The 15,153-nt window shown below is 39.1% G+C and carries 9 protein-coding genes; 8 read left to right on the top strand and 1 reads right to left on the bottom strand.

Annotated features, from left to right (window positions below; translation table 11 throughout):
• Positions 1-223: 223 nt before the first annotated feature.
• Positions 224-1,267 carry an FAD-binding oxidoreductase gene (locus AACZ88_RS04495; protein WP_339706817.1) on the top strand — a complete coding sequence of 348 codons (1,044 nt, stop codon included), beginning with the start codon at positions 224-226 and terminating at the stop codon, positions 1,265-1,267.
• Positions 1,264-2,139, top strand: a complete 876-nt coding sequence (locus AACZ88_RS04490) for a DMT family transporter (RefSeq protein WP_339706814.1) — start codon at positions 1,264-1,266, stop codon at positions 2,137-2,139. Before AACZ88_RS04495 ends, AACZ88_RS04490 begins: the two co-directional genes overlap by 4 nt.
• Positions 2,140-2,161: 22 nt before the next feature.
• Here AACZ88_RS04490 and AACZ88_RS04485 read toward each other — a convergent pair whose 3' ends face one another.
• Complete coding sequence (locus AACZ88_RS04485) at positions 2,162-2,545, bottom strand: DUF983 domain-containing protein (RefSeq protein WP_339706811.1); 384 nt, start codon at positions 2,543-2,545, stop codon at positions 2,162-2,164.
• A gap of 203 nt (positions 2,546-2,748) precedes the next feature.
• On the opposite strand from AACZ88_RS04485, the gene AACZ88_RS04480 reads away from it, so the two are divergent.
• From AACZ88_RS04480 to AACZ88_RS04455, 6 genes are all read left to right on the top strand, one after another.
• Positions 2,749-4,665 (top strand): ABC-F family ATP-binding cassette domain-containing protein, encoded by a 1,917-nt coding sequence (locus AACZ88_RS04480; protein WP_339706808.1) that lies wholly within the window; start codon positions 2,749-2,751, stop codon positions 4,663-4,665.
• Between the two features lie 165 nt (positions 4,666-4,830).
• Positions 4,831-5,709, top strand: coding sequence for a leucine-rich repeat domain-containing protein (locus tag AACZ88_RS04475; RefSeq protein WP_339706805.1), 879 nt, complete (start codon positions 4,831-4,833; stop codon positions 5,707-5,709).
• Between the two features lie 297 nt (positions 5,710-6,006).
• The gene (locus AACZ88_RS04470) at positions 6,007-7,143 is read left to right on the top strand and encodes an HlyD family efflux transporter periplasmic adaptor subunit (protein ID WP_339706802.1); all 1,137 of its coding nucleotides are present in this window, start codon (positions 6,007-6,009) and stop codon (positions 7,141-7,143) included.
• Complete coding sequence (locus tag AACZ88_RS04465) at positions 7,143-10,421, top strand: efflux RND transporter permease subunit (RefSeq protein WP_339706799.1); 3,279 nt, start codon at positions 7,143-7,145, stop codon at positions 10,419-10,421. The genes AACZ88_RS04470 and AACZ88_RS04465 overlap by 1 nt, the downstream gene beginning before the upstream one ends.
• An 8-nt stretch (positions 10,422-10,429) precedes the next feature.
• A complete protein-coding gene (locus AACZ88_RS04460; protein ID WP_339706796.1) occupies positions 10,430-11,791 on the top strand; it encodes a TolC family protein in 1,362 nt (453 codons plus the stop codon).
• Positions 11,792-12,101: 310 nt separating this feature from the next.
• Positions 12,102-15,140, top strand: coding sequence for a TonB-dependent receptor (locus AACZ88_RS04455; protein ID WP_339706793.1), 3,039 nt, complete (start codon positions 12,102-12,104; stop codon positions 15,138-15,140).
• The last annotated feature ends 13 nt before the right edge of the window (positions 15,141-15,153 follow it).

Below are 15,153 nucleotides of genomic sequence, written 5' to 3'. Positions count from 1 at the left end.
GCTTCTGATTTGAAAGACGCTAAGGCGTTATTTCAAATAGGGTTTGATTAAATCCTAGAAAAATAATACATTCCAATTCAAAAGTACAAAACGTCCTGATGGCTAGCCATCAGGACGTTTTTTTATGCAAAGTCCGGCCCTTCTCTTTACGATTATGCATTTTTGATTTCATATATACCCTTCTGTTTCGTAGTATGAAATCCAATTATCTACCTTTGCGCCCATGGTAGATTATATAATCGTTGGTCTCGGTCTTGCGGGAGTTTCTTTTTGTGAACAATTAGAAAAGCACAATAAATCGTTTATGGTTGTAAGCGATGATTCCCAAACTTCATCTTTGGTGGCCGCGGGATTGTACAACCCGGTTATTCTAAAAAGATTTACTTTGGCCTGGAATGCCAAAGAGCAGCTAGATATTGCTATTCCGCATTACAAAGAATTGGAAAGAAAAATGGGATTGCAATTAGATCATAAAGTTCCCGTATTTCGTCGTTTTGCATCGATAGCGGAACAAAACTCATGGTTTGAGGCATCTGATAAAAAAGGACTACAACACTTTTTATCCACAGAAATACGGCAAAATAAGAACAGGTCGATTGACGCGCCCTATGGCTATGGCAAAGTTAAACATACTGGAAGAATAGATACGGGGAAGTTACTTCTAGCATATCGCGACTATTTAAGAAGAAAAGGGCAATTGGTTTCCGAAACCTTTGATTATGATGCTTTTGATATTCGAGAAAATGGCATAGCGTACAAAACGTTCGAGGCGAAACACATTGTTTTTGCCGAAGGTTTTGGGTTAAGACAGAACCCCTATTTCAAATATTTACCATTGAATGGCACCAAGGGTGAACTCTTGACCATAAGGTCGGCCGATTTAAAGGAGGAAAATGTCATTAAGTCATCGGTATTCGTAATTCCCCTAGGGAATAATCGGTATCGTATCGGAGCAACTTACGAAAGAAATGATAAAACCAATACTCCCACTTTAGAAGCCAAATCAGAGTTGGTGAAGAAATTCGAAGCGTTCGTAAGCTGTGACTATGAGATAGAAAGCCATTCGGCGGGCATTAGGCCTACCGTCACAGATAGAAAGCCTCTGGTAGGAAGGCATGCAGTTCACAAAAACCTTTATGTACTGAATGGATTAGGTTCTCGGGGAGTTATCATCGGCCCGTACGCAGCTAAACTGTTATATGAGTTTATAGAATACCAAAGTCCCATTAATAAGGAAATGAACATTGAACGATTCGTTGTAAATTGAAAGGCAAGGCTACATATGGCGTTGTATTAGGAGCCTTGATTGCTGGCACAAGTGGTGTTATAATAAAAAGTATCGATAGCATTGATGCTACTTCTATTGCTTGGTTTCGCACGGCTGTACCGACTGCCATTGTTTTTGCTTGGATGTTGTTGAATGGTGTAAAACCTTTTCGTGGCAACTACCGAAAAATGATGGTGGGCGCTCTAATCAACTCCTTGCGTATTTATTTATATCTTATTGCCTTTATCTATACTTCGATCGGTAATGCCGTGATATTGTTTTATACGTGGCCTATTATGGTCGCCCTTTTAGGGTTCTTATTTCTTGGAGAGAAAGTAGCGAAATATCAGTCTTTTCTTCTTGTCTTAACTTTTTTAGGTATTGTATTGGCATATTCCGATAAGCCATTCTCTTTTGAGAGCCGAGACTTTTTAGGGATGCTTGCCGCACTCGGGGCTTCATTCGCAAATGCGGCTACGGTAGTACTTTTTAAATCGGAGGTCGAAAACTATCATAGTCTTGAAATGATATTTTATCAAAATGTATTAGGGGTGTTTATATTTCTGCCATTTTTTATTATGGGTGCTGGTAATGCTGAAATAGTAGACATAGGGCTTGGGACCCTGTTCGGGTTCATAGCTGGAATATTGGTTTTTGGCCTATTCTTTCACGGCCTCACATATTTGAAAGCTGCAACTGCATCAACTTTAATGTATTTGGAAGTAGTAAGTGCCGTACTTTTCGGTTATTTGTTCTTTAATGAAGTATTGAGTGTTCATATGGTTCTAGGCGGACTTTTGATAATGGCCAGCAATTTATTGCTCATTCGGTTTGATCGAAAAAAAAACGTTCCGGAAATCAAACATAAATAAAGCGATTTGGAAAAGATGAGGCTCAACCCTTAAAGGCCTTGGGGTCGTATTTAATAAAAAAGTTGATCCAAATGTTTCTTGATAACCGGATGATAATGGGCATGAAGAGAATCATTGTAGCTACAATGGCAATAAAGGCGGTTATCAAAGAGGTTCCGATGAACAAAAAAGCTATTACAAAAGCGGCCACAGCAAAGGCAATACCGACCCCATAGCTAACATACATGGCACCATAAAAGAAAGAAGGTTCTATTTTATATTTCGTTGCGCAATGCGAACAACGTTCCTGCATTTTGAAAATATTGCCCAAATGATAAGGGTTTTTATCCTTATACATGCTTTCTAGATGACATTTAGGGCAAGTTCCTGTTAAAATACTGTACAGTTTGTTTCCTTTTTTTAACATTTGCAAAATCTTTGGGCAAAGATAGGGTTTTGTCCATTTTTATCTTGAGGCTAAAAAATAATTGCTAAAATTCAGGGATCAGATGGCTGGTCAGATAGATTTAAAATATATTGGTAATAATAGGGTTTGAATATACGTTGTAGGTCAAGCATATATGAACCCGAAGCGGCAATGAGACTGCACAAAACTATAATTAAAAAGACATGCTCAACATTCACAATCTTTCCGTTTCTTTTGGAGGCGAATATCTTTTCGAGGAAATATCGTTTCGATTAAATGCCGGAGACCGTGTAGGGCTGATTGGTAAAAATGGTGCGGGAAAATCGACCCTTTTGAAATTGTTGACTAAAGATATGCCCCTAGATACGGGTGTTATTGCGATGGAGAAGGATGTTCAAGTCGGTTTTCTAAGACAAGATATTGATTTTGAGCAAGGCAGGTCTGTCTTGGAGGAGGCTCATCAGGCGTTCGAAGAAATCAAGGCCTTGGAGTTTCAATTAGAGGAAATCAATCACCAATTGGCTGAGAGAACCGATTATGAGAGTGAAGGTTATAACCAGTTAATGATTGACCTGAGTGATGTAAGTCATCGCTATGAAATTTTAGGTGGTTATAACTATCAGGGAGAAACAGAGAAGATACTTTTAGGACTAGGTTTCAAAAGAGAAGATTTTGATAAAAAAACAGATACCTTTTCCGGCGGATGGCGTATGCGTATCGAGTTGGCGAAATTACTATTGCAAAACAATGACGTTTTGCTTTTAGATGAGCCGACAAATCACCTCGATATCGAATCTATTATTTGGTTAGAGCAATTTCTCAAAAGCTTTCCGGGAGCTGTGGTCATTGTATCTCACGACAAAATGTTCTTAGATAATGTGACGAACCGCACAATTGAAATTTCTTTAGGCCGAATTTATGATTATAACAAACCCTATTCTAAATTTTTGACGCTTCGGTCCGAGATAAAAGAACAGCAACTCAACGCTCAAAAAAATCAAGAAAGGGAAATTCAACAAGCCGAACGCCTAATAGAAAAATTTAGGGCAAAGTCTACAAAAGCCTCCATGGCTCAATCTCTCATAAAGAAGCTTGATAAAATGGAACGTATCGAAGTAGATCAAGATGATAATGCCGCTATGAACGTACGCTTTCCTATTTCCGTAACCCCTGGTAAAGTAGTTACCGAAATAGAAAACCTCTCCAAAAGCTATGGAGACCATAATGTACTGCAAGGCATAGATTTGCTTATTGAGCGTAATAGTAAAACCGCTTTTGTCGGTCAGAATGGCCAAGGTAAATCAACTTTGGCAAAGATTATGGTCGGCGAGCTAAATCATGAGGGCCACTTAAAATTGGGACATAATGTTGAAATCGGATATTTTGCCCAGAATCAGGCGGAATATTTAAATGGGGAAAAAACTATTTTGGATACCATGATCGATGCGGCCAATGAAAAAAATAGGAGCAGGGTCCGAGATATTTTAGGCTCTTTTCTGTTTAGGGGCGATGAGGTTGAGAAGTATGTTAAAGTACTTTCTGGTGGGGAGCGGAACCGCTTGGCGTTAGCGAAAATGCTTTTACAGCCTTTTAATGTTTTGGTTATGGATGAACCTACCAATCATCTTGATATTCAGTCAAAGAATGTTTTGAAAAAAGCACTGCAGAATTTTGAAGGCACCTTAATCTTGGTTTCTCACGACAGGGATTTTTTACAGGGACTTACCAATAAGGTATATGAATTTAAAGATTGTAAAATCAAGGAATACCTAGGTGATATCGATTACTATCTGGAACAACGTAAGGCCGATGATTTTAGGGCTATCGAAAAAAAGAAAAAAGAAACGGTCAAAAAAGAAAGGCCGATAACGAAACATGTTAGTTTTGAAGACCAGAAAAAGCTAAAGTCCCTAAAGAACAAACTTAGTTCTGTAGAAAGCTCAATAGCATCGCTAGAAAAGGAAATTGCCGACATCGATCACCAACTTCTGATGGATTATGATGCGACTATTGCCAAACCTGGTTTTTTTGATAATTATCAGAATAAAAAGAAAGTGTTGGAGGATCAAATGAAAAATTGGGAAGAGATAACCTTAAGTTTAGAGGAAATGACTTCTTGATCACCTTTGCATTATCAATCTTTTTTAGCTATACCACATCAATCTAACCTTTCACAACATAATAGGGCTGTTCACCGATATTTTTTTCGTTTCAAGGGGTTTTATTGTTACTTTGTAGGTAAATTCTTTAAGTATTTACGATAATCTAAAGTAACCTAACTATCTATGAAAAAGCTTATTTGTTTTCTGATGTTGACAATCACAGCCGGAAATCAGGTTTTTGCCGAAGTTCCCAATAAAGAGAAAAAAGCATTAATCGAATTTTATGACGCCACTAATGGCAAAGAATGGGTGAAAACTTGGAACCTTGATGAACCGGTATCGACGTGGCACGGGGTTACCGTAACTAACGGTCATGTTTCACAGATAAATTTATTTAGAAATAATTTAGTGGGCCTGGTGCCAGAAAGCATAGGTCGACTTGAACATCTGGAAATTCTGAATCTTGCTTTTAATTCGATTTCCGGTGAGCTTCCCAAAGATTTGGTGAGGTTAAAGGATTTAAAAGTACTTCGATTAGAGATGAATCGTTTGAAAGGTTCACTCCCTGAGGCTTTAGGTAAGATGGAGAAGCTAGAAGAGCTTGTAATGTTCAACAACCTTTTAACGGGAAGTATTCCTGAAAGCATAGGAAACTTGGTTAATTTGAGAGTGCTTAACCTTTCTAGTAATTTACTTAAAGGTATTATACCAGGTTCATTAGGAAACTTGGTGCATTTGCAAAGTTTGGGCCTTTTTGAAAATAATTTGGAAGGTGCCATACCTACTGAGGTAGGCAACCTTACGTCATTAAGGGAGTTGGTTTTGGCCAACAACCAACTAGAAGGTGATATTCCTAAGGAGTTCGGACAATTGGCAAGTCTGCGTATTTTACAGATACAGAACAATAAGTTCAATTCTTTCAAAAGTTTGCAATCGATGGACGAAGCGCGATTCACGGTATTTGATTATGATAAAAAAGAGGATACTCAAAACTTTAAGGATGTTGATTTTAGTAGAACAAGAATGGCCGACACGAAGTTTGAAGATGATAATGATGAGTAGCCGCTAATTTTTAAGTTTAATCTGTTTGATTATTAATGAAAGGGATGTTTTATACATCCCTTTTTTTATGGTTTTTAATTGAGTATTCTTTTATCGACTTAGAGTTATTGAATTGATTGTCAAAGCTTATGGGAGTTGGCATGTGTGCATACACAAGGGGTCCAGACCATCGATAATTGTTTTATGAATTAAAAGAAGGAACATCCTTTTAAATTCACTATTGACATTTAGGATATATTTAACAAAACAGGCTTAAACTAATAGATAGTTTTGCAGTCTAACGACCAATCAATTTTCATGGATACAAGAAAAATAATCCTTTCAATTTTAGGGGTATTATTGATAGGGGCTTCCATTTATGGGGCAATGGCTATTGTAAATAGTAAGAAAACACTTAGACCTCGCCCTGAGAAGGTCGTAAAAACAGTATTTGTCGATACCGTTCAAAATGGTACGGTTTCAATTGTCGTTCCTGCTAATGGTAATTTAATGGCTAAACAGCGTGTTGAATTGTATGCAGAGGTGCAAGGGGTATTCAGAAGTGGTAATAAGCTGTTTAAGGCGGGTCAGGTATACAATCGGGGAGAGACTATTATTCGAATCGATGCTTCAGAGTATGCTGCTAGTGTGCAATCGGCAAAAAGTACGTTGTACAATTTGATTACCTCCATAATGCCCGATTTACGACTTGACTATCCAGAGGTCTTTTCAAAGTGGCAAGATTATCTCAATGGTTTTGATATCAAAGAAAGTACACCTCCTTTACCAGAAATGACATCGGAGAAAGAGAAATATTTTATTTCCGGTCGTGGCATACTTACCAATTATTACAATATCAAGAACCTAGAGCAGCGTTTGTCTAAATATCGTATTGCTGCCCCTTTCGGGGGTGTGCTTGCCGAGGCATTGGTTACTGAAGGAACGTTGATAAGGGCGGGGCAGAAATTAGGTGAATTCATCAATACTGATGTCTATGAATTAGAGGTTGCCGTGAGTAAAACGTACAGCGATTTATTAAAGGTTGGTGAAATGGTCGAACTGGTGAATTTAAATGGCACCAAGAAGTACACGGGAAAAGTGGCCCGTATAAATGGTAGGGTCGACCAGGCCTCTCAAACAATAAAAGCATTTATAGAGGTTAAAGATGAAGGTTTGCGGGAAGGTATGTATCTTGAGGCAAACTTGAACGCTAAGAAAGAAAGCAATGCCATCGAGGTGGATAGAGGGTTGTTATTGGAAAACGATAAGATTTTCGTCGTACGAGATTCCATTTTAGATTTGATTGATGTCAAACCTGTTTACTTCTCCGATAAGAAAGTGGTGCTGAAAGATGTACCAGACGGACAGACCATTGTTTCAAAACCAGTGGTAGGCGCCTATGCTGGCATGTTGGTTAAGGTTTTTGATGAGAGTAACTCAAAAACCGAAGACTAATGAGAAACATTATCTCATATTTTATAAAGTACCACGTAGCCGTAGATGTCGTTGTCTTGGCCTTTATGGCTTTTGGTATATTTGGAGCGACATCTTTAAAATCCAGCTATTTTCCGCTTACCGACTCTAAGAATATAACCATCGCTATTACTTACCCGGGGGCTTCCCCACAAGAGGTGGAAGAGGGTATTGTGCTTCAAATCGAAGATAATTTAAAAGGTCTTGAAGGTGTTGATCGTGTTACATCAACGGCCCGTGAGAATAGTGGAGTTATCAACGTAGAAATCGAGAAAGGGCGTGATATAGATTTTATGCTCTTGGAAGTCAAGAATGCGGTAGATAGAGTGCCGACATTTCCAACTGGAATGGAGCCGTTGATTGTTTCGAAATTAGAAGTGGTTCGAGAAACGATAACTTTCGCCGTAAGCGGTGAGAACATACCCTTGGCTACTTTAAAGCAAGTTGGTAGACAAGTTGAGAACGAACTTCGGGCGATAGATGGTATTTCGCAAATAGAAATGAGTGGCTATCCCTTGGAAGAAATAGAGATAGCCGTTAATGAAAACAGCCTACTGGCTTATGATATTACTTTTAGCGAAGTCTCTCAAGCCGTGGCAAATGCAAACATCTTAGTCACTGGGGGCAATATAAAGACCGATGCGGAAGAATACTTGATTAGAGCCAATAATAGGTCTTATTATGGTGATGAGTTGTCTAATATGGTAGTCAGGGCAGATCCTTCCGGTAGCACGATACGATTGAAAGATATAGCGATAATACGCGACCGCTTTGAAGAATCACCCAATGCGTCTTACTTCGATGGTAACCTTTCGGTAAGCGCCTCCATTACAAGCACCAATACCGAAGATCTTCTTGGTTCCGCAGAAAAAGTAAAGGAATATATTGAAGATTTTAACCAAAAGCATAATAATGTACAACTGCACGTTGTAAGTGACCGTAGTATTACGCTTAACCAACGTACCCAATTACTTACCGAAAACGCCATTGTAGGTATGATTTTGGTACTTATATTTTTATCGCTGTTTTTGAATACGCGTTTAGCCTTTTGGGTGGCATTTGGTTTGCCGATTTCCTTTTTGGGGATGTTTATTTTTGCCGGATTTTTTGATGTAACCATTAATGTTCTATCGCTTTTTGGTATGATTATCGTTATCGGTATTCTGGTGGACGATGGTATTGTGATAGCGGAGAATATTTACCAGCATTACGAAAAAGGAAAATCACCGATTCAGGCGGCTATTGATGGTACTATGGAAGTTATACCACCGATTGTTTCAGCAATTATTACCACTGTTCTGGCTTTTTCTATTTTTCTGTTTTTAGATGGGAGAATAGGAGATATTTTTAGTGAAGTATCTGTTATCGTAATTCTTACATTGGTAGTTTCATTGGTGGAAGCGCTCATTATTCTGCCGGCACATTTGGCACATTCCAAAGCTTTGCAGCCTATGGAAAAGAAACCCAAAACAAAAGTCGGACAGGCCTTTGCCAAACTTCGGGTCATAAACGAAATGGGAGACCGTTTTATGGTTTGGATGAGAGATAAACTATATAGCCCTGCTTTACGTTTCGGACTGCGCTATAAAGTGCTTATGTTTGCTTTTTTTGTGATAGCACTTTTTCTTACTTTGGGTTCGGTAGGAGGAGGAATTGTTCGAACCTCGTTTTTTCCCCGCGTGGCAAGTGATCGGGTTTCTGTAGATTTGTTGATGCCTAATGGAACTAATGAGAAGGTGACCGATTCCATAATATCGCTGATTGAAGAGAAGTCGATCATAGTGAACCAAGAACTTACGGATAAGTACCTGAAAGGAACTGGTAAAAAGTTGTTTGAAAATACGATCAAAAAAATTGGTCCGGGTAGTTCAGCTGCTTCTTTAGATATAAATCTTTTGCCAGGGGAAGAGCGACCTGATGTTATTAGTTCTAACATGGTAACCAATCGACTTCAAGAATTGATGGGACCCGTGATTGGGGTTGAAAGCCTTATTTATGGTACTGGGGGCAATTTTGGTGGTAGTCCGGTATCCGTATCTCTTTTAGGAAATAATATTACAGAACTTAAAGCTGCAAAAAAAGAGCTGAAGGGAGTGCTGGAAAATAATGCCCTACTTAAAGATGTGGCCGACAATGATCCCGCCGGTATCAAAGAAATAAGGCTAGAGCTCAAAGAAAATGCCTTTTTGTTGGGGTTAGACCTCCGTACGGTAATGAACCAGGTAAGAGCAGGTTTTTTTGGTTCCCAAGCACAACGTTTTCAGAGAGGTCAAGATGAAATTAAGGTATGGGTAAGATATGATCGAGAGAATCGATCTTCGATTACCAATTTGGATGAAATGCGTATTGCAACCCCAGATGGAAACAAGGTGCCTTTTAAAGAAATTGCAAGCTATACAATCGAAAGAGGAGATGTTGCCATAAACCATCTAGAAGGACAACGTGAGATTCAAGTTTCGGCAGATATTAAGAACGAAAAAACGACAAGTGCTACAGATATTATGAATGAAATTCGCACGGTGATAATGCCTGAAATTCAATCGAAATATCCCACGGTCACAGCTTCTTATGAGGGGCAAAACAGAGAAGCTGCCAAAATGACCAGCTCTATAAAGGTGGTCGGATTGACGGTACTGTTGTTAATTTACATTACAATCGCATTTACATTCCGAAGTTTCAGTCAACCTTTGTTACTTATTTTATTGGTGCCGTTTAGTTTAACAGCGGTAGCTTGGGGTCACTGGATTCATGGTTTTCCCGTAAATGTTCTCTCTATGTTAGGTATTATCGCCCTAATAGGTATTATGGTTAATGATGGTCTCGTTCTCATTAGTAAGTTTAACGGAAACTTACGTGACGGAATGAAATTTGATGATGCTATTTTTGAGGCAGGGCGTTCTCGTTTTAGAGCTATATTTTTGACCTCTATAACTACTATAGCAGGTTTGGCACCCCTATTATTGGAAAGAAGTAGACAAGCCCAGTTTTTGAAACCTATGGCCATATCCATTGCGTATGGTATTGCTTTTGCAACAGTTCTTACATTGTTGTTGTTGCCTTTGTTTTTGGCATTTAGTAATAGGATGAAAGTTACTACGAAATGGCTTAAGACGGGTAATGATATCACCAAAGAAGAAGTAGAGCGTGCGATTAAGGAGCAAAAAGAGGAACAGCATATGCAAGATAGACCGACACAAGCTTTAAATGGAGCTTCGGTGAAATTGAAGAAGCTACCCCAAAAAATGGAAGGTAAAGAATAGTCCTAAGAATGAAGAGAATACTTATAAGTGGCCTATTGCTAATGGTCTTTGGAAGTCTTTTTCCCCAAGATGGTTTATTGTCAAAAGAGGATGCCGTAAATCTGGCGCTTGAAAATAATTTCGGTATAAAAGTCGCCAAAAATGAGATGATGATTGCCGACAACAATCAAAGCTTGTTAAACTCGGGTTATCTGCCTAGCTTAACGGGCTCTGCAGGGGCGAATTATAATGAATTGAATAGTACTACGGGCTATCCGGGCCAATTTGATGCAGATGGCCAGGCCCGGCCAGATCTTGAGATTAATCATGCCGAATCACAGTCTTATAGTGCGGGCCTTAATGTAGATTACACCATCTTCGACGGCTTAGGGCGGTTTTACAATTATAAGAGACTGAAAGAACAGTATGCCCTAAGTGAGCTACAGGCTAGGGAAACCATAGAAAATACCTTACTTCAACTTTTTAGTGTTTATTTTGAGGTAGCACGACTTTCGGAAAACGAAAATGTTTTGCAACAGGCTTTGGAAATTTCTACCGACCGTATCAAGAGGGCCGAATACTCGTTTGAATATGGCCAAAATACAAAGCTTGATATTTTAAATGCCCAAGTAGATGTGACCAATGATAGTATCAACCTCTTAAATACAAGGCAACAATTAGTGAATACCAAGCGTGATTTGAATGTGGTTTTAAATCAAAGTCTTGATGCGGTCTACGAAGTTGATACTTTGGTACATTTTATCCCCAAACTACAATTAGAGGAACTGGTGAATCAAGCCAAAGAGAATAATGTCGCCATTCTTCAAACACGGCGCAATATGGCCATCAATGACTATGATATTAAGGTTAATAAGTCAGGATATTTACCCACTGTGGGTTTAAATGGCTCTTATGGTTGGAATTTAAATCAAAGTGCAGCTTCCTCGTTTATTCCTGGACAGGTTATTCCTGGAAGCAATAGAAATAGCTTGAATTTTGGATTGGGTGCAAGTCTTACTTGGAACCTCTTTGATGGAGGTGGTACCGCTGTACGGGTTAAAAATGCAAAAATTGCCTATGCAAATCAAGAACTACTTCAGAAGCAAGTGACCCTAGAGGTAGATAGGGATATTGCCAATGCACTCGCCATATATGAAAACCGTTTGACTATTTTTGAGATACAAGAGCAGAATGTGGTGACCAATCAGAACAACTTTGAACGCTCGAAAGAACAATTTCAATTGGGTCGTATTACTTCCATTGAATTTAGACAGGCCCAAATCAATTTATTAAATGCCCAGACGAATAAAAATCTGGCCAAATATGACGCCAAATTAGCAGAGCTTCAACTTCTTCAACTTACGGGGCAATTGCTAAACGTAGCTTTATAGGGGTCTTCAGTCTTTTTAGGTTTATAACTGTTCCATTTCTGAATAGGAACAAAACAATTAACGTGCTTTTTCGAGCTTAGTATTTGGGTGGGGTGTAAAACCGTTTAATCCTTAGAGGATTATGGTTATATAATCTCCGTATTAGATTATAATATTTTTTGTTTTCAGGGTAAAAAAATATCAGATTCGTAATTTTTTTAGGATAAAAATTGACAAATGTGTTTTTTTTACAATTATTTTTTCTACATTCGAAAATGTTAAAAAAATTAACATTTTATTAAAACTAACAAATTAACTTTAACTCAAACACATGCTAAGAAGAAAAATTACTTTTCTGCTGATGGCTATTTCTATGCTGTCATTTAATGCAATATTGGGGCAAGTAACCGGTACCGTAACTGACGGTAGTGGTGTTCCTTTGCCTGGTGCCAGTATTGTTGTAAAGGGAACTACCGTTGGAACAGTAGCTGATTTTGATGGAAATTATGCCATCAACGTCGACTCAAACGGAGTACTGGTTTTTAGTTACGTGGGCTTCAGGCCTCAAGAAATCGGTGTAAATGGAAAGTCGAGTATCAATGCTTCGTTAGAGGCAGATGCCAGCCTGCTCGACGAAGTGGTAGTGGTCGGTTACGGTACCCAGAAAAAAGGGTCGGTAACGGGATCTATCGCGACCATTGGGGCAGAGGCTATCGAAAAGATCGCTACCTCAAGCAGTATCGATGCTATAAAGGGCCAAGTCGCCGGTGTTGATATTCAGGCAAACGGGGGTAGGCCCGGTGAAAATTCTACGGTTCGTATAAGAGGTAGGCGTTCTATCTCGGCATCTAACGACCCTCTGTATGTTATCGATGGTATTCCTCAGATTAGTGGTAATGCAGCGGTAGCCGATATCAATCCTCAAGACATTGAATCGATGAACGTACTTAAAGATGCGGCAGCAACTGCAATTTATGGTTCGAGAGGTGCCAACGGGGTTATTCTAATTACGACCAAGAGGGGGCGCGTGGGCGACACCAAAATAACTTACAGTACGCACTACGGCGTTACTTCGGCTACACGGCTGGTCGACATGATGGATGGCGAGCAGTTCGCAGGTCTAAAACGTGAGTCAAGAAGAAGACCGGCTACTGAGGGTGATCCAAGTTGGAACGGAACTATACCTGCTGATGATGTTGTTTTTGAAGATCCTGTTGAATTAGAATCGATTGCTTTAGGTCGTTCGACGGACTATTTGGATTTGGTTTTAAACAACGGTTGGCAGACCAATCATCAGGTAAGTGTCAGCGGGGGGTCTGAAAAGACAAACTTTAATACCTCGGTAGGTTACTTTAACGAGCAGGGTATTATTAGTAATATGGATTTTGAGCGTTTTACGGGAAGGTTGAATCTTGATCATAAAATAAGTGACGTGTTTAAAGTCGGTATGTCCTTTACTGTGTCACACTCCATTCAAAACTACGGTTCGAATGCCGTAATGGGAGAGTCACTTTCGAACAATCCGTTAGGTGTTCCTTATGATGCAAATGGAGAAGTAATATTTTTACCTACCAATGATGGTATCCGTACGAATCCTTTAAGCGAATTGGTTGATGGTGCTTTTGTCGATGAACGAAAAGTTACACGGGTCTTTGTTCCCGTTTATTTAGATATCAATATAGCCGAGGGACTGAAATGGACAACCAATTTTGGTCCTGATATCCGGTATTATAGAAGAGGTGAATTTAGGGGCAGCTTGACCAATGATAACAGGGGAGGCCCCGGTGATGCAGAAGTTGAAAACATTCAAAACTTCGGCTATACCCTTGAAAATATACTGAACTACAATACATCATTTAATGATAAGCATAACTTTGGAATGACTTTGCTGCAAAGTATCCAGAGTTCAAGAAGAGAACAATTTAAGTCGGAAGTATCGAATATTCCCTACGAGGAGCAGCAATTTTATAATATGTCAACGGCTTCCGTAAAAGGTGTCATTGATTCAGATTTGGAAGAATGGACCTTGGCATCGTTTATGGGAAGGCTGAATTATGATTTCGACGGCAAGTATCTTTTTCAGGCTTCGCTGAGAGCGGATGGCTCCTCAAGATTGGCGGAGGGAAAAAAATGGAATTATTTTCCAGGGATATCCGCTGGGTGGAGAATTTCCCAAGAAGATTTCTTGTTGGATTCGAATACCATTTCCGATTTGAAATTAAGACTTTCTTATGGGGAAGTTGGGAATACTTCGGTAAATCCTTACCAAACTCAAGGAACATTGGGTGCGTCTGATTATGCATTCGGAGAAGGATCCGCCTTAGGATTTGCCTTAAGCGAAATACCCAACAGTAGTCTAGGTTGGGAGGTGTCTAAAACCATAGACGTAGGTTTTGATTATGGGTTCTTTAATAATAGAATAAGTGGGTCCTTTGATTATTTTTCTACCAAGACATCTGCGCTACTTTTAGATAGAACCTTACCACCTTCTTCCGGTTATTCAAGTGTTTTTCAGAATGTCGGGTCAACGGCTACAAGGGGGGTTGAATTTGGGATTAATGGAGATGTCATACAAAACCAGAATCCCGACGGGTTCAACTGGAACATTGGCTTTAATATAGCAAGTTATAAAGAAGAAATTACTGAATTGCCATTGAAAGACGAAAATGGTAATTCTTTAGATGACCTGGGCAATAGATGGTTTATTGGGCAACCGGTAAATGTATTTTATGACTATGAAAAAATCGGTATCTATCAGACTAGTGAAGAAGCTTTGGCGGCTAGTGCTGAAAGCAAGGTGCCTGGGGAAATCAAGTTGAAAGATCAAAATAATGATGGTGTTATTACTGATGAAGACCGAATTATTTTAGGAACCGATATCCCTGATTTCTATGGTGGTATTACCAATACCTTTAATTATAAAGGTTGGGACTTAAGTTTCTTCTTTTATTTCCGTCAAGGGCAGATGATACGTTCTCGGTTTCATGATAGTAACAACGGACTATTTGGTCGTTATAATAATTTAGATGTTGACTATTGGTCAATAGATAACCCTACAAATGATGCGCCAAGACCGAACGAAAATCAAGAAAGCCCAAAAAATGCTTCGACCATGTCTTACTTCGATGGTAGTTATGTGAAGCTGAGAAACTTACAATTGGGGTATAATTTTCCAAGTTCCTTGACCAAAAAATTGAACATTTCAAATTTGCGATTGTACCTATCAGGTCAAAACCTTTGGTTCTTGACCGATTTTGAAACGTTTGACCCGGAAGTGTCTGAAGAAGATGATGATGGTGGAAATGGCGTATCGAGTAGTACGGTACCCAGCAACAAAATGTTCTCTATAGGTTTGAACGTAACTTTTTAAGAAAAAAATAGTG

Source organism: uncultured Kriegella sp. (genome assembly GCF_963975415.1).
GTDB lineage: Bacteria > Bacteroidota > Bacteroidia > Flavobacteriales > Flavobacteriaceae > Kriegella.
The sequence above is the reverse complement of the archived record's forward strand: the minus strand, read 5'-3'. Positions and strand labels throughout refer to the sequence as shown.

Coding starts and splice junctions, on each gene's coding strand:
- AACZ88_RS04460 (WP_339706796.1), top strand. CDS start 10,430: ATGAAGAGAATACTTATAAGTGGCCTATTGCTAATGGTCTTTGGAAGT.
- AACZ88_RS04485 (WP_339706811.1), bottom strand. CDS start 2,545: ATGTTAAAAAAAGGAAACAAACTGTACAGTATTTTAACAGGAACTTGC.
- AACZ88_RS04495 (WP_339706817.1), top strand. CDS start 224: ATGGTAGATTATATAATCGTTGGTCTCGGTCTTGCGGGAGTTTCTTTT.
- AACZ88_RS04455 (WP_339706793.1), top strand. CDS start 12,102: ATGCTAAGAAGAAAAATTACTTTTCTGCTGATGGCTATTTCTATGCTG.
- AACZ88_RS04480 (WP_339706808.1), top strand. CDS start 2,749: ATGCTCAACATTCACAATCTTTCCGTTTCTTTTGGAGGCGAATATCTT.
- AACZ88_RS04465 (WP_339706799.1), top strand. CDS start 7,143: ATGAGAAACATTATCTCATATTTTATAAAGTACCACGTAGCCGTAGAT.
- AACZ88_RS04475 (WP_339706805.1), top strand. CDS start 4,831: ATGAAAAAGCTTATTTGTTTTCTGATGTTGACAATCACAGCCGGAAAT.
- AACZ88_RS04470 (WP_339706802.1), top strand. CDS start 6,007: ATGGATACAAGAAAAATAATCCTTTCAATTTTAGGGGTATTATTGATA.